General features: G+C 65.3%; 18 protein-coding genes. 3 read left to right on the top strand and 15 right to left on the bottom strand.

Annotated elements, in window-relative coordinates:
• Nucleotides 1-14: 14 nt before the first annotated feature.
• From EH240_RS04560 to EH240_RS04550, 3 genes are all read right to left on the bottom strand, one after another.
• Nucleotides 15-611 (bottom strand): flavodoxin, encoded by a 597-nt coding sequence (locus tag EH240_RS04560; protein WP_124996234.1) that lies wholly within the window; start codon nt 609-611, stop codon nt 15-17.
• Nucleotides 612-705: 94 nt separating this feature from the next.
• Nucleotides 706-1,701, bottom strand: a complete 996-nt coding sequence (locus tag EH240_RS04555) for an aldo/keto reductase (protein WP_124996233.1) — start codon at nt 1,699-1,701, stop codon at nt 706-708.
• Nucleotides 1,702-1,739: 38 nt separating this feature from the next.
• Complete coding sequence (locus EH240_RS04550; protein ID WP_124996232.1) at nt 1,740-3,173, bottom strand: MFS transporter; 1,434 nt, start codon at nt 3,171-3,173, stop codon at nt 1,740-1,742.
• Nucleotides 3,174-3,311: 138 nt separating this feature from the next.
• Between EH240_RS04550 and EH240_RS04545 the strand changes: the two genes are divergently transcribed.
• Together EH240_RS04545 and EH240_RS04540 are read left to right on the top strand one after the other, a co-directional pair.
• Complete coding sequence (locus EH240_RS04545) at nt 3,312-4,205, top strand: LysR family transcriptional regulator (RefSeq protein WP_124996231.1); 894 nt, start codon at nt 3,312-3,314, stop codon at nt 4,203-4,205.
• Nucleotides 4,206-4,381: 176 nt separating this feature from the next.
• A complete protein-coding gene (locus EH240_RS04540; RefSeq protein WP_124996230.1) occupies nt 4,382-6,700 on the top strand; it encodes a PAS domain-containing sensor histidine kinase in 2,319 nt (772 codons plus the stop codon).
• Between the two features lie 222 nt (nt 6,701-6,922).
• Here EH240_RS04540 and EH240_RS04530 read toward each other — a convergent pair whose 3' ends face one another.
• From EH240_RS04530 to EH240_RS04515, 4 genes are all read right to left on the bottom strand, one after another.
• Nucleotides 6,923-9,889, bottom strand: coding sequence for a bifunctional [glutamine synthetase] adenylyltransferase/[glutamine synthetase]-adenylyl-L-tyrosine phosphorylase (locus EH240_RS04530; RefSeq protein WP_124996228.1), 2,967 nt, complete (start codon nt 9,887-9,889; stop codon nt 6,923-6,925).
• An 11-nt stretch (nt 9,890-9,900) separates the two neighbouring features.
• Nucleotides 9,901-11,376, bottom strand: a complete 1,476-nt coding sequence (locus tag EH240_RS04525; RefSeq protein WP_124996227.1) for a sensor histidine kinase — start codon at nt 11,374-11,376, stop codon at nt 9,901-9,903.
• Between the two features lie 128 nt (nt 11,377-11,504).
• Entirely contained in the window at nt 11,505-12,179 is a 675-nt protein-coding gene (locus EH240_RS04520; RefSeq protein WP_124996428.1) for a response regulator transcription factor, read from the bottom strand.
• Nucleotides 12,180-12,614: 435 nt separating this feature from the next.
• Nucleotides 12,615-14,165, bottom strand: coding sequence for a DegQ family serine endoprotease (locus tag EH240_RS04515; protein WP_124996226.1), 1,551 nt, complete (start codon nt 14,163-14,165; stop codon nt 12,615-12,617).
• 150 nt (nt 14,166-14,315) lie between these two features.
• On the opposite strand from EH240_RS04515, the gene EH240_RS04510 reads away from it, so the two are divergent.
• A complete protein-coding gene (locus EH240_RS04510; RefSeq protein WP_124996427.1) occupies nt 14,316-14,585 on the top strand; it encodes a CopG family ribbon-helix-helix protein in 270 nt (89 codons plus the stop codon).
• A 135-nt stretch (nt 14,586-14,720) separates the two neighbouring features.
• Here the strand turns inward: EH240_RS04510 and EH240_RS04505 are convergent, their stop codons facing one another.
• The 8 genes from EH240_RS04505 to EH240_RS04470 form a co-directional block, all read right to left on the bottom strand.
• Nucleotides 14,721-15,188, bottom strand: a complete 468-nt coding sequence (locus tag EH240_RS04505; protein WP_124996225.1) for a cytochrome c-type biogenesis protein — start codon at nt 15,186-15,188, stop codon at nt 14,721-14,723.
• Complete coding sequence (locus EH240_RS04500) at nt 15,185-17,173, bottom strand: heme lyase CcmF/NrfE family subunit (RefSeq protein ID WP_124996224.1); 1,989 nt, start codon at nt 17,171-17,173, stop codon at nt 15,185-15,187. The genes EH240_RS04505 and EH240_RS04500 overlap by 4 nt, the downstream gene beginning before the upstream one ends.
• A gap of 5 nt (nt 17,174-17,178) precedes the next feature.
• On the bottom strand, nt 17,179-17,622 hold the full coding sequence (ccmE, locus tag EH240_RS04495; RefSeq protein WP_124996223.1) for a cytochrome c maturation protein CcmE: 444 nt from the start codon (nt 17,620-17,622) through the stop codon (nt 17,179-17,181).
• Between the two features lie 3 nt (nt 17,623-17,625).
• The gene (gene ccmI, locus EH240_RS04490; RefSeq protein ID WP_124996222.1) at nt 17,626-18,762 is read right to left on the bottom strand and encodes a c-type cytochrome biogenesis protein CcmI; all 1,137 of its coding nucleotides are present in this window, start codon (nt 18,760-18,762) and stop codon (nt 17,626-17,628) included.
• 165 nt (nt 18,763-18,927) lie between these two features.
• Nucleotides 18,928-19,365, bottom strand: a complete 438-nt coding sequence (locus EH240_RS04485; RefSeq protein ID WP_124996221.1) for a hypothetical protein — start codon at nt 19,363-19,365, stop codon at nt 18,928-18,930.
• Nucleotides 19,366-19,512: 147 nt separating this feature from the next.
• A complete protein-coding gene (locus tag EH240_RS04480) occupies nt 19,513-20,901 on the bottom strand; it encodes an ATP-binding protein (RefSeq protein WP_124996220.1) in 1,389 nt (462 codons plus the stop codon).
• A gap of 22 nt (nt 20,902-20,923) precedes the next feature.
• Nucleotides 20,924-21,589 carry a response regulator transcription factor gene (locus EH240_RS04475; protein WP_124996219.1) on the bottom strand — a complete coding sequence of 222 codons (666 nt, stop codon included), beginning with the start codon at nt 21,587-21,589 and terminating at the stop codon, nt 20,924-20,926.
• Between the two features lie 63 nt (nt 21,590-21,652).
• A complete protein-coding gene (locus EH240_RS04470; RefSeq protein WP_124996426.1) occupies nt 21,653-21,952 on the bottom strand; it encodes a hypothetical protein in 300 nt (99 codons plus the stop codon).
• Nucleotides 21,953-22,034: the final 82 nt, after the last annotated feature.

Raw genomic sequence — 22,034 nt, 5'->3', positions numbered from 1 at the left:
GTTTGCGCTCTGGCTCAGCCCCGCACGTTGATTCGGCCGAGCCAGTTCGTGACCTCCTGCAGCGTCTCGCGCTCCTGATCGCACTGTTTGGAAAAGCCTTCGACCAGCCGCGCCCGTGGCGCATGTTCGGCAAGGACGTCGAGGCTCTGGCCCAGGCCGTAGCCGCCATGGGTGATGAACGGCACCAACGTCCTGCCGGACAGATCGTGCTGCGACAGGAAGGAGCGGATCACCGAGGGCGCGGTCATCCCCCAGATAGGGAATCCGAGGAAGACCGTTTCGTTGGATTTGACATCCGGCACGGTGGCGGCGAGCAGCGGCTCAAAGCCCGAGTCTCGCTGCTGTTGCGCCACGGCGACCTGTTCCTCGTAATCTTCCGGGTAAGGATCGGCGGTCCGGATTTCGAAGACGTCGGCGCCGAGAGCCCTGCCGATCTGGCCCGCAATGACACGCGTGTTACCGGTGCGGGTGTAGTAAGCCACCAGCACCTTGGTGTCGCCCGCCCGCCGCGCCGTCGATGCGCCGGCGGGCAGGCTCAACCCGGCCCCGAGGGGCAGTGCAAGCGCACTCATCAGCGCACCTCGTCTCGACATTCGGTTTAACTGGCTCATCTCGTTTCCTTTCTCATCGACCGACGCTCCGGCCGGGTAGCGGGTGCCTCGTACCGTCACGGCGGACGCGCGCCCACGGCCGGCGGTCCCAAGCTCAAAGGCCGGTCATCTTGAGGACGTTTTCAGGCAGGCGTGCTCCCTCCAGCGCGATCTGCGAGGCAGCCGCGTCGATCTCCTCGAGATCGCGCGCCGTGAGTTCCACCAAAGCCGCACCCAGGTTTTCCTCCAGGCGATCGAGTCTCTTGGTGCCCGGGATTGGCACGATCCATGGCTTTTGCGCCAGCAGCCAGGCGAGCGCGATCTGAGCCGGCGTGGCCCCTTTTTTCGCCGCCACCTGGCGCACCAGATCGACCAGCGCCATGTTGGCCTTCAACGCTTCGGGCGTGAAGCGGGGCACGTTGTTGCGGAAGTCCGAACTGTCGAACCTGGTATTTTCATCGATCTTGCCGGTAAGAAAGCCCGCACCCAGAGGACTGAACGGCACGAAGCCGATGCCGAGTTCTTCCAAGGTCGGCAAGATTTCTTCTTCGGGGCCTCGCCACCAGAGCGAATATTCGCTCTGGACCGCCGTTACCGGTTGCACGGCGTGAGCCCGGCGGATGGTTGTGGCGGCAGCCTCCGAGAGGGCGAAATGCCTAACCTTGCCTTCCGCGATCAGGTCCTTGACGGCGCCGGCCACCTCCTCGATCGGCACGTTGGGATCGACGCGGTGCTGGTAGAACAGGTCGATGCGGTCGGTCCTCAGCCGCTTCAGCGACGCCTCGGCGACGGCCTTCACATGCTCGGGACGGCTGTTGGTCCCGCCGCGTCGCGCGCCGGTGTCCAGATCGATATCGAAGCCGAATTTTGTGGCGATGACGACCCGGTCGCGGACCGGCGCGAGCGCCTCGCCGACCAGTTCCTCGTTGATGAACGGACCGTAGGCTTCGGCCGTATCGAACATCGTGACGCCGCGATCCACCGCCGCGTGGATCAGGGCGATCATTTCTCCGGTGTCGCCCGGTTGCCCATAGAGGCCGCTCATGCCCATGCAGCCGAGGCCGAGGGCCGAGACCTCCAGATTGCTGTTTCCAAGTCTGCGCGTTTGCATTGACTTTCTCCTTGTTCGGAAATGGTGCGAGGTTGATCTCAGGTCGACGCGACCTGCGGAGCGCCGATACGCGGCCGCGCGACGAGCGCCAGCACCAGCAGCAGCGCCAGGGCGAGCATGGCGGCGGCACTGGTGATCGAAACCGCGATGCGGTTGGCGAGCAGGTCGCGGCCGTCGAGGGTGCCGTTGCCCGATGAGGCGAAGATGACCACCAGCACGGCGAGCCCCAGTGTGCCGCCGAGCTGGTGAGCGACATTGACAAGCCCGGAGGCGGCGCCGGCGTCTCTTTCGGCCACGCCGGCAACACCGGCGACGGTCAGCGGACCGAGGGCAAAACCGTTGCCCAGGCCAATCAGGATCATCGGCAGCGCGATACCGTTGACGAAGCCGGTGCCGACACGCGCCTGGCCAAGCCAGAGCATGCCGGCGGCCGACAGTGCCAATGCCAGGCACAGCAGCCCGGCATTGCCGAGTCGCCTGGTGAAGGCCGGAACGGCCATCGCCGCAGCGAAGGTCGGCAGCGTCATCGGCAGGAAGCCGAGACCTGCACGGAAAGGCGAGTAACCGAGCACGCCTTGCATCAGCTGGGTCGAGAAGAAGAAGAACCCGACCATGGCGCCGAGGAAGAGCATGCGCGCCAAATAGGCGCCCGAGCGCTGGCGGCTGGCGAAGAGCCTGAGCGGCAGAATCGGTTGGCTGGCTCGCGCCTCGTTGAGGATGAAGAGCACCAGCAGCACGAGGCCGGCGACGATCGCCGAAAGCGTGACGGCATCATGCCAGCCGGCATCGGCGGAGCGGACGATGCCATAGACCAGCGCCGTCATGCCGAGCGTAGAGCTGATCGCGCCCAGGAGATCGAAGGCGCCGGTGCGGCGCTCCGTCTCCGTCAGCACACGGCTTGCGGCAACTATCAGCGCGATGCCGATCGGCACGTTCATGAAGAAGCCGACGCGCCAGGAGAGCCAGTCGGCGAAAATGCCGCCGAGTACCAGCCCGAGACTCGCGCCGACGCCCGCCGTCATCGAATAGGCGGCGAGCGCCTTGGTGCGCTCTTCGCCTTCGCGGAAAGTGGTCGACAGCAGCGCAAGCGTTGTCGGCGCCAGGATCGCCGCGCCGGCGCCCTGCACGGCGCGGGCGCCAAGCATCCAGGCGGAGGTCTGCGCCAGGCCAATGGCAAGTGAAGCGGCGGTGAAAAGCGCCAGCCCGTACAGGAACATGCGGCGACGCCCCAGCATATCGCCGGCACGGGCGCCGAGCAGAAGCAGGCCGCCGAAGGCGAGCGTATAGGTGCTCTGCACCCATGAAAGCTCGGTGGCGGAGAAGGAAAGGCTTTCCCTGATCTTCGGCAGGCCGGTGATGACGATCGAGATATCGAGAACGATCATCAGGTAACTGACCAGGATGACCGACAGGATCGCCGTCTTGTACGTTCCGGATGCGGCGGCTCGCGAGCCGGCTTGTTCGATGTCCATGCGATGTCCTTGCTTGGCGCGGCGCAGTGCTTCGCTGGGATATTTGTGCTCGCGACTGCTTTCGGCTGACATTTAGCGCGTGCATCTCTATGCGATTAGACGCTAGAATTCGCATGAGCCTATGAAGAGGATTCATGAGTGGCCCGCGAGAACGTCAATGATTTGCTCGCCTTCCTGGCTGTCGCGCGCGAGCGCAGCTTCACCCGGGCCGCGGCGAAGCTTGGCGTGTCGCAATCGGCCTTGAGCCACACCATACGTGCGCTCGAGGCGAGGCTGGGACTGAGGCTTTTGACACGCACGACACGCAGCGTCTCGCCGACCGAGGCAGGTGAGCGCCTTCTGGTCGGCGTCGGCCCGCGCTTCGACGAGATCGAGGCCGAACTCGCCGCGCTGAGCGAGCTCAGGGAAAAACCCGCCGGCACCATCCGCATCACGGCCGGCGAGCATCCGGCCGAGACCATCCTGTGGCCGGCCCTTGCCAGGCTCTTACCGGACTATCCGGACATCAAGATCGAGGTCATCGTCGATTATGGCCTGGCCGATATCGTCGCCGAGCGCTACGATGCCGGCATCCGGCTTGGCGAGCAGGTGGCGAAGGATATGATCGCCGTGCGGGTCGGCCCCGAGATGCGCATGGCGGTCGTTGGCGCGCCTGTCTATTTCGCTAACCACAAGCCGCCGCGAACGCCACAGGACCTGACGGGCCACAATTGCATCAACCTGCGCCTGCCGACCTATGGCGGGATCTATGCCTGGGAATTCGAGAAAGCGGGCCGTCAGCTCAAGGTGCGGGTCGAAGGACAACTTGTATTCAATACCGCGGCGCTAAGGTTGAACGCGGTGCTCGCCGGTTCCGGCCTCGCCTATTTGCCGGAGGATCAAGCAATGCGATATCTGGCGGGCGGAGAACTCGTGCGGGTCCTGGCGGACTGGTGCCCGCCCTTCCCCGGCTATCATCTCTACTACCCGAGCCGCCGCCAACCCTCGCCGGCCTTCGCCCTGCTGGTCGACGCGTTGCGCTATCGCCCCTGACGACACCGCTTGCCGATTGGATGAAGCGGGTCAGAACAGTCGATATTTTATTCGATTTTTAATCTTTTTTGGCCGCGCCTCTGGACAAGGCGAATCACCTTTGATTCTTTAATGACGATTCGGGCGTGCGGCGTAGCCGGGTCGTCAAGTGTGCGGCAAATCGGGGAGTGCCATTTATGGCCAAGACGGACGCGTGGGGCGCGCCCGGAGGGAAGGCTTTTGCGCGTCGCGAGGCAAGGGGCGACGCGCTTGCCGGCAATGCGCGCCTGATCGCCGAGCCCGCCTACCAGCGGCTGCTGGCGGCGGAGCCGTTGCTGCGCCGCTCGATCCCCGCGCTGATCATCATCTTCCTAATCGTCATCGCAGCACTTCGTTTCCTGTCGCTGGTGAACGACCGCGACGAGGTCGAACGCGACGCCAAAGCGGTGCTGGCGCTCGCTGCCGGCCAGATGGCGCAGGCGATCACCGCGGACCCGAACACGGCCGGCGCCAATGCCATGGACCTCCTGGAGAACACCAGCCGCCAGGGCGCCATGGGCCGCAGCCATGTCCTGGCCATCACCGACGGCGCCTTCAAGATCGTCGCCGTATCGCCATTGTCGACCGGCTGGCAGGGACGCTCGCTGGACGGCATCGTGCTCGGCGGCCAGCCGCTGTTCATGTTCGGCGACCGCGCCGGCGTGATGGATGTCAGCATCGCTGGCAAGGACTGGCTTGCCGCCGTCAGTCTCACAGGCGACCGCAAGAACGCCGCGGCGGTGTTGGTGCCCAAGGAGGCGGTGTTCGACAGCTGGCGCAAGACAGTGTCGCTCAATGTCACGCTGTTCGTGCTGACGGCAGGCGTGCTGATCGTCATCCTCTATGCCTATTTCGGCCAGGCGGCGCGCGCCCAGGCCGCCGACCGTATCTATCTCGAAGCGCATCAGCGCATCGACATGGCGCTGGTTCGCGGCCGCTGCGGCCTGTGGGACTGGGACATGGTGCGCGGCAAGATGTACTGGTCGCGCTCGATGTACGACATGCTGGGCTACGAGCCCTGCGACTCCATGCTTTCTTTCGGCGAGGTCGCCGAGATCATCCATCCGGACGACGGCGATCTCTTCGAGCTCGCGAACCGCATCGTCGAGCGCGAGATCGACCATATCGACCAGGTGTTCCGCATGCGCCATGCCGACGGGCAGTGGGTGTGGATGCGCGCCCGCGCCCAGGTGATCGACCCGGAGGCGCCTGAGATACAACTGATCGGCATCGCCGTCGACGTCACCGAGCAGCGGCATCTGGCGCTGCGCTCGGAAGCGGCGGACATGCGGCTGAGGACCGCGATCGAGAACATCAACGAATCCTTCGTGCTGTGGGATGCCGCCGAGCGGCTGATCATGTGCAACTCCAAATTCCAGAAGGACAACGGGCTCTCGGACCGCGACGTGGTGCCGGGCGCCACCCGCGACATGCTGGAGGAGCGCATGCTGGCCTTCGCCTCGGAGCGCAGGCTGGCCAATGCCAATGGTCCGCACGGCGGTGTCACGCTGGAGCGCCAGCTTGCCGACGGCCGCTGGCTTCAGGTCAACGAGCTCAGGACCCGCGACGGCGGCATCGTCTCGGTCGGCTCCGACATCACCCAGATCAAGCTGCACCAGGAAAAGCTGGTCGACAGCGAGCGGCGCCTGATGGCGACGATCCACGATCTCAGCCTCGCCCGCCGCGCCGAGGAGGAACGCGCCAAGGAGTTGGTCGAGCTCAACCGCAAATACATGAAGGAGACCGAGCGCGCCGAGGCGGCCAACCGGGCCAAGTCAGAATTCCTCGCCAACATGTCGCATGAATTGCGCACGCCGCTCAACGCCGTCATCGGCTTCTCCGAGCTGATGCAGCAGGGCCTGTTCGGGCCGCTCGGCTCCGAGCGCTACGAGGAATATGCCAGCGACATCAACGGCAGCGGCAAATACCTGCTCGGCGTCATCAACGACATACTCGACATGTCGAAGATCGAGGCCGGCCAGTTCTCGCTCGACCGCGAGGAGATCGACCTCTGTCCGCTGATCAAGGAGACGGTTCGCGTCATCTCGCTGCAGGCGGCGGAAAAGTCGATCACGGTGGAGACGCGCATCGCCGACTCGATGCGGCTCTACGCTGACCGCCGCGCGATCAAGCAGATCGCCATAAACCTTCTCTCCAACGCGGTGAAGTTCACCGGACAGGGCGGCCATATCATGGTGCGGGCGCGCAACGCCTCGGGCGCGCTGGTGCTCACCATCGAGGACAATGGCTGCGGCATCCCGAAACAGGCGCTGAGCAAGCTCGGGCGGCCGTTCGAGCAGGTGCAGAACCAGTTCTCCAAGAACCACACCGGCTCGGGCCTCGGGCTGGCTATCTCGCGGTCGCTGGCAGAACTTCAGGGCGGCGCGCTGAAGATCCGCTCGACCGAAGGCGCCGGCACGATCGTGTCGGTTCGCATCCCGCTGAAGAAGTCGCCAACGGTGAAGGCGGCGGCCTAATTTCATCGTCTGTGTGACTGCAATCCTGGCAACGTCGGCGGGACAGCGCCCCCTCTGTCCTGCCGGACATCTCCCCCGCTTGGGGGGAGATTGGATGTCACGCCGGCCTTCGCCAATCTCCGACGTTGCAGAAATGAGCGGGACGTCGAAGCTGCCAATCTCCCCGCTTGTGCGGGAGATGTCCGGCAGGACGGAGGGGGCGCGACGGAACGAGGACGTGGGTTAATCCCGCGAGATCGGGGCTTCGGCACGAAGCAGGAGGTCGAAATCCTTCCTGACCTTCCGCGACGTCTCTTTGAGATGTGCTTCCAGCACACCGAAATCCGGCAGGTCGGTGACCGCCAGAAGCAGATCCGAAAGCCCCGGCGGGACGTCGTCGCGCTGGAACTCTCCAGTAAGGCAAAGCCTGATCATCTGGGTCAGCGCCAGATAGAGCCGCCAGGCCTCGCAAAGCTCCTGCCGGACACCGGCAGCCGCGAAGCCGGGCGCGAGCCGCGCCAGCACGTCCGCCGTTGCCGTCACCCGGCGGCCGGGCTCGATATTTCCGGTGATGTCCGCGACCTGGGCGATGAATTCGAGGTCGATCAGGCCGCCGGGAATCAGCTTGATGTCCCAGAGATCGCGCGGCGGCTTTTCCTTCTCGATCAGCGCCCGCATCTCCAAGGCTTCCGCCTTCACGTTGGCCCCGTCGCGCGGCAGGGCGAGCACCGCCGCGACATCCTCCTCCACCTCGGTGCAGAGTTCGGCATCGCCGCCGATGGCGCGGGCTCTTGCCAGCGCCATGTGCTCCCAGGTCCAGGCGTCCTGGCGCTGGTATTTCTTGAAGGCGTCGATATGGGTGGCGACCGGCCCCTTGTTGCCGGAGGGGCGCAGACGCAGGTCGAGCTCGTAGAGCACGCCTTCGGCGGTCGGCGCGGAGACGGCGGCGATCAACCGCTGCGTCATGCGGGAATAGTAATGCGAGGGCGCCAGAGACTTCTCGCCGTCGGATTCTTCCGCATCGGCGTCGTGGTCGTAGAGCAGGATGAGATCGACGTCCGAGCCTGCGGTGAGCTCGCGGCTGCCGAGCTTGCCCATGCCGAGCAGCGCCACCCTGCCCCCCGCGATCCTGCCGTGGCGCTGCGCGAACTCCGCCGTCACCGCATTGAGCGCGGCCTCGATGGTGAGGTCGGCGAGATCGGAAAAAGCGCGCCCCGCCCGCGCCGGATCGATCGAGCCGGCAAGCAGACGCACGCCGATCAGGAATTTCTGCTCGGAGGCGAAGATGCGCAGGCGGTCGAGCACGTCCTCATAGGCGCGCTCGCCTTCGATGAAGGCGGCAAGCCGCGCCGAGAGATAGGCGCGATCCGGCAGTTCGGTCAGCAGCGCCGGGTCGAGCAGGCCGTCAAAGACATGCGGGCGGCGCGTGATTATGGCGGCGAGCCGCGGGGCCGCGCCCATAATCGTCGCCATCAGCTTGAGCAGCGCCGGGTTCGACTGCAGCAGCGAAAACAGCTGGATGCCGGCCGGCAGGCCGGCGAGGAACTCGTCGAAGCGGATCACCGCCTCGTCGGCGCGACGCGTCTGGCCGAAGGCTTTCAGCAGCGCCGGCGCCAGCTCGGTCAGCCGCTCGCGGGCCTCAGCCGATTGCGTGACGCGGTAGCGGCCGAAATGCCAGCCGCGGATGACACGGCAGATGTCGCTCGGCCGCTGGAAGCCGAGACGGTGCAAGGTCTGCAGCGTGTCGGGATCGTCGACGTCGCCGGTGAAGACCAGGTTGCCGACGCCGGCCGACAATTCAGGCGCTGTCTCGAATAGCGCCGCATAGTGCCGCTCGACCTGGTGCAGCGAGGCGCGGAAGGCTTCCGCGAATTCCGCTTCGCCGGCAAAGCCGAGCATCAGCGCGATACGCTCCAGCTCCTCGTCCTCTTCCGGCAAGATATGCGTCTGTTCGTCGGCCACCATCTGGATGGCGTGCTCGACACGGCGCAGGAACCAGTATTGCCGGGTAAGGGCATCGCGCGCTTCGGCGGTGATCCAGCCGCGCGCGGCGAGCGCGCCCAGCATCGGCACCGTCTCGCGGCCGCGCAATTCCGGGAAACGGCCGCCGGCGATCAGCTGCTGCGTCTGGACGAAGAACTCGATCTCGCGGATACCGCCACGGCCGAGCTTGACATTGTGGCCCTTGACCGCGATCTCGCCATGGCCCTTGTGGGCATGGATCTGGCGCTTGATCGAATGGACGTCGGCGATCGCCGCATAGTCCATGTATTTGCGCCAGACATAGGGCTGCAATTCCTTGAGGAAGGCCGCACCCGCCGCAAGGTCGCCGGCAACAGGCCGCGCCTTGATCATGGCGGCGCGCTCCCAGTTCTGGCCGCGCGCCTCGTAATAGCGAAGCGCTGCCTCGACCGGAATGGCCAGCGGCGTCGAGCCCGGATCGGGCCGAAGCCTCAGATCGGTGCGGAAGACGTAGCCGTGCTCGGTGCGGTCCTGCAGGATGCGCACGAGCCGGCGGGTGAGGCGCGAGAACAGATCCGTGGCGTCGAGCGGATCGATGACGGCCGGCGACTCCGGATCGAAGAAGACGACAAGGTCGATGTCGGAAGAGAAATTCAGCTCATGCGCGCCGAGCTTGCCCATGCCGAGCACGATCCAGCCCGAACCGCGCGCGGGGTCTTTCGGATCCGGCAGCCTGAGCTTGCCCTGCCCGTGCGCGTCGAGAAGCAGGAAATCGACCGCGGCGCGCGTGCAGGCGTCCGCAAGGTCGCTCAGGCGGCGCACCGTCAGCGCGGTCTCGGCCTCGCCTGAAAGATCTGCGAGCGCGACTAGGAAATGGGCTTCGGCCTTGAATTGCCTGAGCGCCATCATCAGGCTCGTTTCCGAGACATTCTCGGCTCGCGCCGCGCGATCAACCGCCTCGTCGATGCCGTTGAGCCGCGCTTCGATCGTCTCGTCGAACAGCGCATCGAGAATGGCCGGACGGCGGCGCGCCGTATCGCGCAGGAAGGACGACAGGTCGAAGACGGCGGCGAGCAGATCCTGCAGCGGCCCCTTGCCGGCAAGGAATTTGCCCAGACGGGAAAGGCCATCTTCCGCGGCGGCGTCGGCGATCTCGGACAATTCCCGCCTGGCGTGGTCGCCATCCAGCGGGCGAAGCGCCAGCGTCGGGCGGAGTTGCCATTCTGTCCCGATCTTTTTCCTTGCCATCCTCGCCGCCGTCAATTTGTCCCCCGCACCGGGAAACTCATGACCACGGACAATCCGGGATCGGCAGGCAAAAGATCAAGCCTGCCGTTGTGGAAAGTCATGATCGCCTTGGCGAGGCTGAGACCGAGGCCCGAACCCGGCTGCGAGCGACTCTTTTCCAGCCGCACGAAGCGCTCGGTGGCCCTGGCGCGGTCGGCATCGTCGGGGATGCCATGGCCATTGTCGGTGACGGCGAGCTTCAACTCGCCGCCGATGCGCTCCAGCGTGACGCGCACTTTCGGGCTCTCGGTGGCGCCGGTCGAGTATTTGATCGCGTTGTCGACGATGTTGGACAGCGCCTGGCCGATCAGCTCGCGGTTGCCGTCGATGGTGATGGCTTCAGGCACCGTGGCGTCCAGCACGACGCCCGCTTCCTCCGCCACCGGCTCGTACAGCTCGACGACATCGCTCACGGTGGCGGCGAGGTCGACCGGGCTGGTCGTCTCGGAGGAATAGCCGGCCTCCAGCCGCGAGATCATCAGGATCGCGTTGAACGTCTTGATGAGCTGGTCGGACTCCGCGATCGTGCCCTCCAGCGCCTGACGGTAGTCGGTCGTCTTGTGCTTGCCGGCAAGTGTGGCCTCGGCGCGGTTGCGCAACCTGGTCAGCGGCGTCTTCAGGTCATGGGCGATGTTGTCGGAAACCTGCTTCAGCCCCTCGTTCAGCATGGCGATGCGGGCGAGCATCGTGTTGAGGTTTTCCGACAGGCGGTCGAATTCGTCGCCGGCGCCGGTCACCGGCAGCCGCCCGCTGAGGTCGCCACCCATGATGCGGCGGCTTGCATCGGACACGCTGTCGATGCGCCTCAGTGCGGCGCGCCCGACAAAGAACCAGATCAGGAGCCCGCCAAGCCCCATCATGCCGAGCGCCAGCATCAGCGACCGTTTGATGACGGCGCGAAAGCGTTCCGGCTCGCCGAGGTCGCGGCCGACCAGCATGATCATCTGGTTGGGCAGCCTCAGCACCAGCGCGATGGCGTTGTGGCCCTTCTCACCCTCGGATTGCGCGCTGTTCTCGCCAGTCTGGGGCGTCGTCTGGTCCGAAGTCCCGCCGCGCATCCGGTCTAGCTCACCCTCGCCGAAGCGCTGGTATGAGAAGGGTTCGCTGGTCCAGCCCACGGTCTCAATGACTCCCGGCTCCAGGCTCTGCACGTTGCCGGTCAGGATCTGACCGTTGGCGTCGGCGATCAGATAGAGGTTGGCGCCCGGCTGGCGGGACCGGGCTTCTACCACGCGCACCAGCACCGGCAGGCCGCCGCGCTGGTAGGCGCGAGCGAGGCCCAGCACTTCGTCGTTGATCGTATCCTTGGTCTGCCCCGTCAGCATGCTCGCCGACAGCGACGTCATGTAGAACACCAACAGCACGGCGCAGAGGGCGAAAAGCAGGAAATATAGCGCCGAAAGCCGGGCCGCCGTCGTCCTCATGATGGCCGGCAGGGAAAGAGCCATTTGCTCTTAGATCAGCATGACGATTAGTTGAATCGTCATCCTGATCTAACTCCTTGTCTTAGCATGATCTTTTCCGAAAACCGGTTCCCACTTTTTGCGTTCGCTGACCTTCGGTTCGGGATCATGCTCTAGCCGCCTTTCAGCATGTAGCCGGCGCCGCGGATGGTGTGCAGGATCGGCTTGTCGAAGCCTTTCTCGATCTTGCCGCGCAGGCGCGAGACGTGAACGTCGATGACGTTGGTCTGCGGATCGAAATGATAGTCCCAGACATTCTCGAGCAGCATGGTGCGCGTCACCACCTGGCCGGCGTGGCGCATCAGATATTCGAGCAGGCGGAACTCGCGCGGCTGCAGCGTGATCTCGCGGCCGGCGCGCTTGACCGAATGCGACAGCCGGTCGAGCTCGAGGTCGCCGACGCGGTAGATGGTCTCGGATTCCCGGGCGCCGGCGCGACGGTTGAGCACCTCGACGCGGGCGAGCAGCTCGGAAAAAGCGTAAGGCTTGGTCAGATAATCGTCACCGCCGGCGCGCAAGCCCGTGACGCGGTCGTCGACCTCGCCCAGCGCCGACAGGATCAGCACCGGCGTGGTGTTGCCGCGCGAGCGGAGCGCGGCGATCACCGACAAGCCGTCGCGGCGCGGCATCAAGCGGTCGATCACCATCACGTCATAGTCGCCGGCATCGGCAAGCGCGAAGCCGGTCTCGCCGTCGCCGGCGACATGGGCGGTATGTCCCGCCTCGGCGAACGCTTTCTGCAGATAGTCCGCCGCCTCGCGATCGTCTTCCATGACGAGAATCTTCATGGAGCCGTTATACGCGATTTCACCGGAAGATTGAGGGGCAGCCATGACTCCGCGCCTTTGTGTTCGCCAGCCGCACGTTGCGATCCCAAAACCGGTGCCCACTTTTGGGCGACATGCATTTTGTCTCGCATGTCGTGATCCCAAAACCGGTGCCCACTTTTTGGGCGACATGCTGTTAAAGCGGCAGCGGGTGATGGGAAACCCGCTGCCGCCAGGAGCGAAACACGGTGACTGACTGACGTGCTCGGCCCCATGTTTTCCCGGCGGCGGCTCGGGGGTGTTGATACCGCCGCGGGGAAAAGTCGCCAGAGCAATTCCAGGAAAAGTGTGAAACGGTTAGGCTCGGCGACTTCGCCGGAGCCTTCCGTCCGGAATTGCGTCAAACGCGATAGAGCGGTTCTGCGTTTCTGTGAAACGATGAACCGCTCTATCAGATCAGCCCTTGCCGACCGGCAAGGCGACGAAGCGGTTCGAGTCGTCGCGCGTGATCTGCATCAGCACGGCCTTGCGGCCCGCTTTCGAGGCATCGGACATCGCCTTGGAAACATCGTCGGTGTTGTTCACCTCGGCCGAGTTGATCGAGGTGATGACGTCGCCGGGCTGAATGCCGCGGTCGGCCGCATCGCTGTCCGGGTCGACATCGGTGACCACCAGGCCCTTGCCGTTTTCCGACTTGGTGACGGTGAGGCCGAGATCGGCAAGCGTATCGGCCTTGGCCGGCGCCGCCTGCTTGTTGCTGTCGTCATTCGAGGCCTGCTTGTCGCTCGAAGGCAGCGTGCCGAGATCGACCTTGATCGTCTCGTTCTTGCCATTGCGCCATACGGTGACGTCGACCGACTTACCGGGCGCATAAGCGCCGATTACGCGGGCGAGTTCCTTCGGCGAGGCGACATCCTTGCCGTCGACCTGGGTGATGACGTCGCCGGCGGCGATGCCTGCCTTCTTGCCGGGACCGGCGTCCTGCGCGCTCGAAACCAGCGCGCCCTTGTCCGCCTTCAGGCCTAGCGATTCGGCGATTTCCGAAGTGACCGGCTGGATCTCGACGCCGAGCCAGCCGCGCTGGACGGAGCCGTCCTTCATCAGGTCCTCGACGACCTGCTTGGCGGTCGAGGCCGGAATGTCGAAGGCGATGCCGACGCTGCCGCCCGACGGCGAGAAGATGGCGGTGTTGATGCCGATCACCTGGCCGTTGAGGTTGAAGGTCGGGCCGCCCGAATTGCCGCGGTTGACCGAGGCGTCGATCTGGATGAAGTCGTCATAGGGTCCGGCGCCGATGTCGCGGCCGCGGGCCGAGACGATGCCCGCGGTGACGGTGCCGCCGAGGCCGAACGGGTTGCCGACGGCCACCACCCAGTCGCCGATGCGGATCTTGGAGTCGTCGGCGAAGTCGACATAGGTGAACTTGCCGCCGCCATCGACCTTCAGCACAGCCAGGTCGGTGCGCGGGTCGGTGCCGATCAGCTTGGCGTCGAGTTCTTTGCCGTCATTGGTGACGACGGTGAAGTTCGAGCCTTCCGAGACGACGTGATTGTTGGTGACGAGGTAGCCGTCCTCGGAGATGAAGAAGCCCGAGCCTTGAGCGACCGCGCGCGGCTCGCCATTGCCGTGGTTGCGGTGGTCGAAGCGGCGCATGCCGAACTGCTGGCTGCCGCCCTGGTCGCCGAAACCGCGGAACTCCTTGAAGAAGCGGCGCAACTGCGGATTGTCGGGAAGGTTGTCGAAGCCGTCCTGGTCGTCGGAGCCGTCATCGGCCGTCGGCTGGATCTTGGCCTTGACCCTGACGCTGACGACCGCCGGCGAGACGTGTTCGACGACATCGGCGAAGCTCGGGACCTGCGGGGCCTCGACGCGCACCGCATCGGCAAGAACGGGGGCGGTGCCGGTAGCGAGCATGCCCGCGCCGACCGTGCCGACGACAGCCAGGGAAGCGACGGCCGCCAACAGGCGCTTGCGGGTGCGGGAATATGAATTGGAGGCAATATTCATGGGGTTTCGTATCCTCTTTCGAAAGGGATGCGCTCAGGCGAAGCATCCTCGGGCAAGAGGATTAGTGAGACGCACATTACGGCGCCATTTCCGGTACATGAAAATTTTGTAATGTTGCGCCAACAAGGTGGACCATCACAAGGCTTCGACATGACCGCGAGCACGACCATGACAATTCGGGTCTCGTCCGAAACCAAGCTGAAGCTTGAGCAGATCGCTGCCGCGACAGGGCGCAGCAAATCCTCGCTCATGGCCGAAGCGGTTGCGACCTATGTCGATCGGGAGATTGAGGTGATCGAGGGTATCAAACGCGGAATAGCCGACGCAACGGCGGGCCGTGTGGTGCCTCACGACACAGCAATGGCGGAAATCGACGCCGTGATCGAGGCAGAGAAAGCCGAGCGCGCAGCCAAGATGTGAACTCGCGGAACTGGAGACTTTGGCGTATGCATCTTCGAGTTCGTCATCCCAGGGCGAAGCAGAGCGAAGCTCCGGCGCGGAGACCCTGTGATGACGATGGGGACGGCATCGACCAATCAAGGCCGGGGATAGGCGTTAATCGCGCAGCATCTTGTCCAGCGCTACCTGCTCTTCGGCGCTCAGGGTGCTGCTGTCCGAGGCCGGCCGGCGCGAGCGGGCGCTGAGCACGATGAAGATGCCGCCGGCCAGAAGCAGAAGCGCCGGCGTGCCCCACAACAGCGCGTTGCGCAGGCTGAAGCGCGGCTGCAACAGCACGAACTCGCCATAGCGCGAGACGATATAGTCCATCACCTGCTGGTCGCTGTCGCCGGCGACCAAGCGCTGGCGCACGAGGATGCGCAGGTCGCGGGCGAGATCCGCGTCGGACTCGTCGATCGACTGGTTCTGGCAGACCATGCAGCGCAGGCCTTCGGAAAGCGCGCGGGCGCGGGCCTCCAGCGCCGGATCGGGCAGCACCTCGTCCGGCTTCACCGCCTGCGCCGCCCCGGCGAAGACCAGGGCGAGAAGCAGCACCAGCGAGGAAAGCGACAGCCGCTTGCTCATGTCGGGCTCGCGGATACAGCGGCGGCAGCCGGCTTGCGGCGGCGCGACGGGGCGCCGACGCGAAGGCGACGATCAGCCAGCGACATCGCGGCACCCGCCATCATCACCAGCCCGCCGCCCCAGATCAGCGTCACCAGCGGCTTCCACCACAGGCGCACGACGACGGAGCCGTCATTGCCCGCGTCGCCGAGCGACAGATAAAGCTGGCTCAAACCCAGCGTCCTGATGCCGGACTCGGTCGTCACCGTCTGCCGCACCGGATAGAAACGCTTGGCGGAAGTGATCTCGCCATCGGCATTGCCCTCTGAGATCAAAAGGAAGCGGCCGCGATCCTCGGTGAAGTTCGGGCCTTTCTGCGGGTAGAGCCCCTCGAAGCGCAGCGTGTGGCCGGAAAGCTCCACCGTCTCGCCGGGGCGCATGGTGAGAATCTTCTCGGTGCCGAAGGACAAGGTGCCGACGATGCCGAGCAAGGTGAGCCCAAGGCCGAGATGGGCAAGTGTCGTGCCGAAGACCGAGCGCGGCAGGCCGGCAAAGCGCCTCAGCATGACGGTCGGCGCCACCGAGCCGACCCCGGACTTGACGGCGAGGTCGGTGAGCGCGCCGGCGACAAGCCAGACGGCGAGCCCGACGCCGAGCGCGGCGAAGACCGAGGCGCCATCGATGAACAGGCCGGTGACGAGCATCGCGGCCAGCGCCAGCGCGAAGGCCGCCATCAGGCGCTGCGAAGCGGCAAGCACGTCGCCGCGCTTCCAGGCAAGCAACGGGCCGAACGGCACGATGGCGAGCAGCGGCAGCATCAGCGGGCCGAAGGTCAGGTCGAAGAACGGCGCGCCGACCGAGATCTTGCCGCCGGTGATGGCTTCGAGCGCCAGCGGGTAGAGCGTGCCGACCAGCACTGTCGCGGTAGCCGTGGTGAGGAACAGGTTGTTGAGGACCAGCGCTCCTTCGCGCGAGATCGGATGGAACAGCCCGCCCGCCGTCAGCCGCGACGCCCGCAGCGCGAACAGCGTCAGCGAGCCGCCGATGAACAGCGTCAGGATGCAGAGGATGAAGACGCCGCGCGCCGGATCGGTGGCGAAGGCGTGCACGGACGTCAGCACGCCGGAGCGCACCAGGAAGGTGCCTAGCAGCGACAGCGAGAAGGTGAGGATCGCAAGCAGCAGCGTCCAGATCTTCAGCGCCGAGCGCTTCTCCATGACGATCGCCGAATGGAGCAGCGCGGTGCCCGCAAGCCAAGGCATGAAGGAAGCATTCTCGACCGGGTCCCAGAACCAGAAGCCGCCCCAGCCGAGCTCGTAATAGGCCCAGTAGGAACCCATGGCGATGCCGCCTGTGAGGAACATCCAGGCGACCAGCGTCCAAGGCCGCACCCAGCGCGCCCAGGAGGCGTCGATGCGGCCTTCGATCAGGGCTGCGACCGAGAAGGAGAAGCAGATCGAGAAGCCGACATAGCCGAGATAGAGCAGCGGCGGATGAACGGCGAGGCCGAGGTCCTGCAGGATTGGGTTCAAGTCGCGGCCCTCGATCGGCGCCGGGTTCAGCCGGATGAACGGGTTTGACGTCGCCAGGATGAACAGGAAGAAGGCGGCGCCGATCATGCCCTGCACGGCAAGCACGTTGGCCTTGAGCGTCGCCGGCAGGTTGTTGCCGAAAACGGCGACGAGCGCGCCGAAGAAGGTCAGGATCAGCACCCAGAGCAGCATCGAGCCTTCGTGGTTTCCCCAGGTGCCCGTGATCTTGTAGATCAGCGGCTGCAGCGAATGGGAGTTCTCCCACACGCTTGCCACCGAGAAGTCGGAGCCGGCATAGGCGGTGGCCAGAGCCGTGAAGGAAAGCGCGGTGAGCGCAAAGCCGGTGACCGCGACCGGACCGCCGACCGCCATCAGCCGCTGATTGCCGGCGCGGGCGCCAACCAGCGGCACCAGCATCTGCACCAGCGACAGCGCGAAGGCGAGGACGAGGGCGAAATGTCCGGTCTCAACCACGGCTATTACTCACTCTTGCTTTCCTGCCACACGCCCTTCGCCTTCAGGCCGTCGGCGACTTCCTTGGGCATATAGCGCTCGTCATGCTTGGCTAAAACGCTGTCGGCGACGAAAACGCCGTCCGGACCGAAGGCGCCCTCGGTGATGACGCCCTGCTCCTCGCGGAACAAGTCGGGCAGGATGCCGGTATAGGTAACCTTCACCGACTTCTGCTTGTCGGTGACCGAGAAGGCAACGGTAGCGCCCTGGCCGCGCACGATCGTACCTTTCTCGACCAGGCCGCCGAGACGTATGCGCTGTCCAGGCTGGACGGTTGCCGTGGTGAGATCGGCCGGCATGTAGAAATAGGAAGCCTTCTGCCCGAGCGCATAGAAGGTGAGCCCGGCGGCGGCGCCGAGGAAGGCCAGCCCCGCCAGGATCACCGACAATCGCTTCTGCTTGCGCGTCATATCCTACTCCGTCGCCGTCACGCCGAGGGAGGCGGCAAAGGCGGTAAATTTCCTGGCCTGCTCGCTGTCGGCGCCAAACACAGCGACAGCGCGGCCGAGCGCGTCGCGCGCCTGGTCGGCCTTGCCGAGCACGACATAGGAGCGAATGAGCCGCATCCATCCTTCCTCGTCGCGCGGATTTTGCTTCAGCCGGTCGTCGAGGCCAGCGACCATCGTCTCGATCATCGCCTGGCGGTCCTGCGGCGACATCTGCTGGGCCGCTTCGACAGCTTGAGCATCCGGCCCGTTCGCCGGTTTGCCCGCCGCGGCCGGCGGCTCGGCCGTTTCGGCAAGCGCCTGCTGGACAGCGCTGCGCCATGGCGAATCCGGCGCTAGCTGGCCGAGCATTTTTTGCCAGGCGGCGGCGGCTTCGGCCTTCTTGCCCTCCTGGGCGAGCCCCATCGCCAGGTAGAAATTTGCCTTGGCGTTGGCCGGATCGAGCTTCAGCGCCGCCTCGAAGGCAGCTTGTGCGTCGGCCGAAACGATGCCGCCGGCGGCGTTGGCGATCGCCTCGCCAAGGCCGGCCTGGCGCACGGCGCTGTCGCCGTCGAGGCGGATGGCGTTGCGATAGGCCGTCACCGCGTCGGTGTAGCGCTGCAGGCGCAGATAGATCGGCGCCAGCACGTCCCAACCCTTGCCGTCGGACGGGTTGGCCGCAAGATGCGCCTCGGCGCGGGCGACCAACTCGTCGACCGAGGAATCGGCAGGGTTCTTGGCGAGCCGTTCGGCCAGCGGCTGCGACGGCAGGTCGGGCGAGCCGAGCGCGCCGTAAAGCCCCCAGCTCACCAGCGGCACCGCCAGCACGGCGGCGGTTGCGACCAGCCTTGCGGTGCGCGACGGGCGCGGTGCCCGCGTGCTTGCCTGGCCGTCTGAGCCGAGACGCAGGATGCGGCGGCCGATCTCGGCGCGCGCTTCCTCGGCCTCGCCCGGCTGGATCAGGCCGCGCGCCATATCGCGGTCGAGCTCCGAAAGCTGGTCGCGATAGACCTCGAGATCGTGATCGCCAGCGGCCGACGCGCCTTTCGTGCCGCCGGCCAGCGGCAAAAGCACCGCCAGGCTGGCGCCCAGCGTGAGGATTGCAGCTATGACCCAAAACAGCATGGCTATTCCAATAAAGGCAGAGCCCTGCCCTGCCAACACGGACGTGCTGCGACGCTTTGACGGCAGACATGCCGCCTGACCTTGATCGATGTCAAATCGCGCCGGCCGTTGCCTAAATTAGAGCAATTCCAGCGGGTCGGCCTTCCGATCAAAGACTGAACCGCTCTAAGTCAGCGGTGTCCAGCTGCCGTCGGCATTGCGGCAGGCGGTGCCGCGCGCGGTGACACCCGATGCGCCAGCGTAGACGGTATGCGTGTACTGGCGGCAGTCCTGCGAGCCGACCCGATAGGGCTGGGCCGCCACCACCTCACCGTAATGGGATGAGCTGTCGCCTTTCCATGTCACCTTCTGGCCGCTGGCGTTGTATTCCAGCGCCTTGTATTCCGCCTCGAGGCCCTTGCGCTTTTCGGCGTCGCTCAGACCCGAACCGATCGATCCGCCGATCAGCCCGCCATTCATCGCCGCGACGATGCTGGCTCCCACCTTGCCGCCAGCGGGCGGGGTGGCGGCGGGCGTGACGGGAGAGGTCGGGCTGCCCCTGCCCAGTGTCGTGCAGCCCGATACGGCCAGCAGGGCGGAAACGAGCGCGACGCGAATCTTCATGCCAGCAACCGGATCTCTTGAGCGGGATGTATTTCTTGAGCGAAACGAATTGGGGGCCGCGCCATCGGGGAAGCCGGCGAGCCCATAGTATTGATATTTGTCGGAAATTTGGCCATAGCCGGCCGCACGCAAATCGATAAAAGACATTTATTGAAGGCTCCGCAATCTCACCACCGCCCTCAAGCCGCCCATGCCGGATCGTTCCAGCGCCAGGGCGCCTCCATACTCGTTGACGAGGTCGCCGACAATGGCAAGTCCTAGTCCGGTCCCCGGCTTCGTCTCGTCCAGTCTCTTGCCACGCTTCAACACTTCCCGCGCGCTGTCCTCGGGAATGCCGGGGCCGTCATCCTCTATAACGATCTCAAACAGGTTGGCGCTTCCCGGAACAGCGGCGACCGAGACGGCGACGGTGCTCTTTGCCCATTTCATGGCATTGTCGAGCAGGTTGCCGAGCAATTCCTCCAGATCCTCGCGCTCGCCGGCAAAGACGATCTCGGCCGGCGGCAGCGACAGCGTGAGCTTGGTCTGTGGGTTGAGCTTGCGCAGCACGCGCACCATGCGCTCGACCAGGGGCGACAGCGGCGTGCGGAAGACGACGCTGTCGCGCTGGGCCGCAACACGGGCGCGCTGCAGGTAGTGATCGACCTGCTTCTGCATCGAGGCGGCCTGCTCGGCGATGAGCTGGCCCTTGGCGCCGCCGAGCGCGCGGCCCTCGTTGATCAGCACGGCAAGCGGCGTCTTCAGCGAATGGGCGAGGTTGCCGACCTGCGTGCGCGAGCGTTCGACGATGCGCTTGTTGTTCTCGATGAGCGCATTGGTCTCGCTGGCCAGAGGCTCGATCTCGGCGGGGAAGCGCCCGTCGAGCCGCTGCGCCGTGCCCTCGCGCACCATGGCCAGCGCATTGCGCACGCGGCGCAAGGGCTGCAGGCCCAAAAGGATGGCGATGGCGTTGATGGCGATCATGCCGACGCCGAACAGCGACAGATAGGTGAGCAGCCGGCGCTGGAAGCTCGCGATCTCCTGCTCGAGCTCGCTGTGGTTGCCCATGACGCGGAAACGCGCGGCGCGGTTCTTGGCATCGAGCACGAACTCGCTCTCGAACACCGCGAGATCCTCGCCCTTGATGCCTTCGGTCGAGTAGCTACGCTGGAAGTTCGCGTTGAAGGGAACCTCGGCGACGCTTGGCGACAGGATCGAGGTCGTCATCGAGGAGGAATGGATTTCGCCGTGAACGCCTTCGGAAGCCGGCTCTACGGACCAGTACCAGCCGGAATTCGGCTCGGAGAAGCGCAGATCGCCAAGATCGGGCGAGCCTGTCAGCGCGCCATTGTCGGAAATGCCGACGGAGCCGATCAGGTTGAACAGATGCGCCGAAAGCAGGCTTTCGAAGCCGCGCTCGCTGGCCTGGCGGTAGAGCGTGGTGATCAGGGTGAAGATGACGACCAGCGTCAGGATCGCCCAGATGGTGGAAAAGGCGATGACGCGGAAGGTCAGCGAGCGCGGCCAGAGCCGCAGCCTTGAAAGCCACGCTCTCATCGTTGGCTTCAGCGGTTCCGCGTCACGCCTCCGGCTCTCGCATGCGATAGCCCATGCCACGCACGGTTTCGATCATATCGATGCCCATCTTCTTGCGAAGCCGCCCGACAAACACCTCGATGGTGTTGGAATCGCGGTCGAAATCTTGGTCGTAGAGATGCTCGACCAATTCGGTGCGCGAGACCACCTCGCCCATGTGATGCATCAGATAGGCAAGCAGCCGGAACTCGTGCGAGGTGAGCTTCAGCGGCACGCCGTTGACGTCGGCCTTGGAAGCCTTGGTATCGAGCCTGAGCGGCCCGCAGGTGAGCTCGGACGAGGCGTGGCCGGCGGCGCGGCGGATCAGCGCCCGCACCCGCGCCAGCACCTCCTCGATGTGGAAGGGCTTGGTGACATAGTCGTCGGCGCCGGCATCGATGCCGGACACCTTGTCGCTCCAGCGGTCGCGCGCGGTCAGGATCAGCACCGGCATCTTGCGCCCGCCGCGCCGCCAGCGCTCGACGACGCTAATGCCGTCCATCTGCGGCAGGCCGATGTCGAGGACGACGGCGTCGTAAGGCTCGGTATCGCCGAGGAAATGCCCCTCCTCGCCGTCATAGGCGCGGTCGACCACATAGCCGGCGTCGACCAGCGCGTCCGCCAGTTGCCGGTTGAGATCCTTGTCATCCTCGACGACGAGCACGCGCATGGTTTTGAGCCTGTTGAGGGGTGGAGATATAGGCCGATTCCGCCGGCCTGGGAAACGCTGGCGTCAGTTGAGCGGCACCACGATCTCGGAACGACGCGGGCGCTGGCCTTCCTTGCCGGGCACCAGCACAACGATGACGCAGACCTGCTGACCGCCGCGCGTCGCCTGCGAGGCCTTGGCAAGTGTGCCGCCATTCTGCGCGGCGACCTGCTGGCCGATCGCGTAGCAGTCGCTGGCGGCAAGCACGATCGGCTCATCGACCGACGGTTCGATGGCCGGCATGGCCGTCGCCTGCGACGCGAAAAGGCCGGCTGCGGCAAGCGCCAGCGTCGCGGAGCGGATATGGGAGCGGAACGTTTTCATGATCACGGTTCTAACGCATCCGTGCTGAACGTGAAATGAACGGTGAACGGCTGAAAATCCATGCCGCCATGCCCCCCTTAGG

The organism is Mesorhizobium tamadayense (assembly GCF_003863365.1).
GTDB lineage: Bacteria > Pseudomonadota > Alphaproteobacteria > Rhizobiales > Rhizobiaceae > Mesorhizobium > Mesorhizobium tamadayense.
This window is presented reverse-complemented; position numbering and strand designations above follow the sequence as displayed.

Excerpts from the sequence above, each read along its gene's own strand:
- EH240_RS04530 (WP_124996228.1), bottom strand. The coding sequence starts at position 9,889 with ATGGCAAGGAAAAAGATCGGGACAGAATGGCAACTCCGCCCGACGCTG.
- ccmI (WP_124996222.1), bottom strand. The coding sequence starts at position 18,762 with ATGCTGTTTTGGGTCATAGCTGCAATCCTCACGCTGGGCGCCAGCCTG.
- EH240_RS04485 (WP_124996221.1), bottom strand. The coding sequence starts at position 19,365 with ATGAAGATTCGCGTCGCGCTCGTTTCCGCCCTGCTGGCCGTATCGGGC.
- EH240_RS04520 (WP_124996428.1), bottom strand. The coding sequence starts at position 12,179 with ATGAAGATTCTCGTCATGGAAGACGATCGCGAGGCGGCGGACTATCTG.
- EH240_RS04540 (WP_124996230.1), top strand. The coding sequence starts at position 4,382 with ATGGCCAAGACGGACGCGTGGGGCGCGCCCGGAGGGAAGGCTTTTGCG.
- EH240_RS04480 (WP_124996220.1), bottom strand. The coding sequence starts at position 20,901 with ATGAGAGCGTGGCTTTCAAGGCTGCGGCTCTGGCCGCGCTCGCTGACC.
- EH240_RS04555 (WP_124996233.1), bottom strand. The coding sequence starts at position 1,701 with ATGCAAACGCGCAGACTTGGAAACAGCAATCTGGAGGTCTCGGCCCTC.
- EH240_RS04515 (WP_124996226.1), bottom strand. The coding sequence starts at position 14,165 with ATGAATATTGCCTCCAATTCATATTCCCGCACCCGCAAGCGCCTGTTG.
- EH240_RS04470 (WP_124996426.1), bottom strand. The coding sequence starts at position 21,952 with ATGAAAACGTTCCGCTCCCATATCCGCTCCGCGACGCTGGCGCTTGCC.
- EH240_RS04560 (WP_124996234.1), bottom strand. The coding sequence starts at position 611 with ATGAGCCAGTTAAACCGAATGTCGAGACGAGGTGCGCTGATGAGTGCG.
- EH240_RS04550 (WP_124996232.1), bottom strand. The coding sequence starts at position 3,173 with ATGGACATCGAACAAGCCGGCTCGCGAGCCGCCGCATCCGGAACGTAC.
- EH240_RS04525 (WP_124996227.1), bottom strand. The coding sequence starts at position 11,376 with ATGGCTCTTTCCCTGCCGGCCATCATGAGGACGACGGCGGCCCGGCTT.
- EH240_RS04475 (WP_124996219.1), bottom strand. The coding sequence starts at position 21,589 with ATGCGCGTGCTCGTCGTCGAGGATGACAAGGATCTCAACCGGCAACTG.
- EH240_RS04510 (WP_124996427.1), top strand. The coding sequence starts at position 14,316 with ATGACCGCGAGCACGACCATGACAATTCGGGTCTCGTCCGAAACCAAG.
- ccmE (WP_124996223.1), bottom strand. The coding sequence starts at position 17,622 with ATGACGCGCAAGCAGAAGCGATTGTCGGTGATCCTGGCGGGGCTGGCC.
- EH240_RS04505 (WP_124996225.1), bottom strand. The coding sequence starts at position 15,188 with ATGAGCAAGCGGCTGTCGCTTTCCTCGCTGGTGCTGCTTCTCGCCCTG.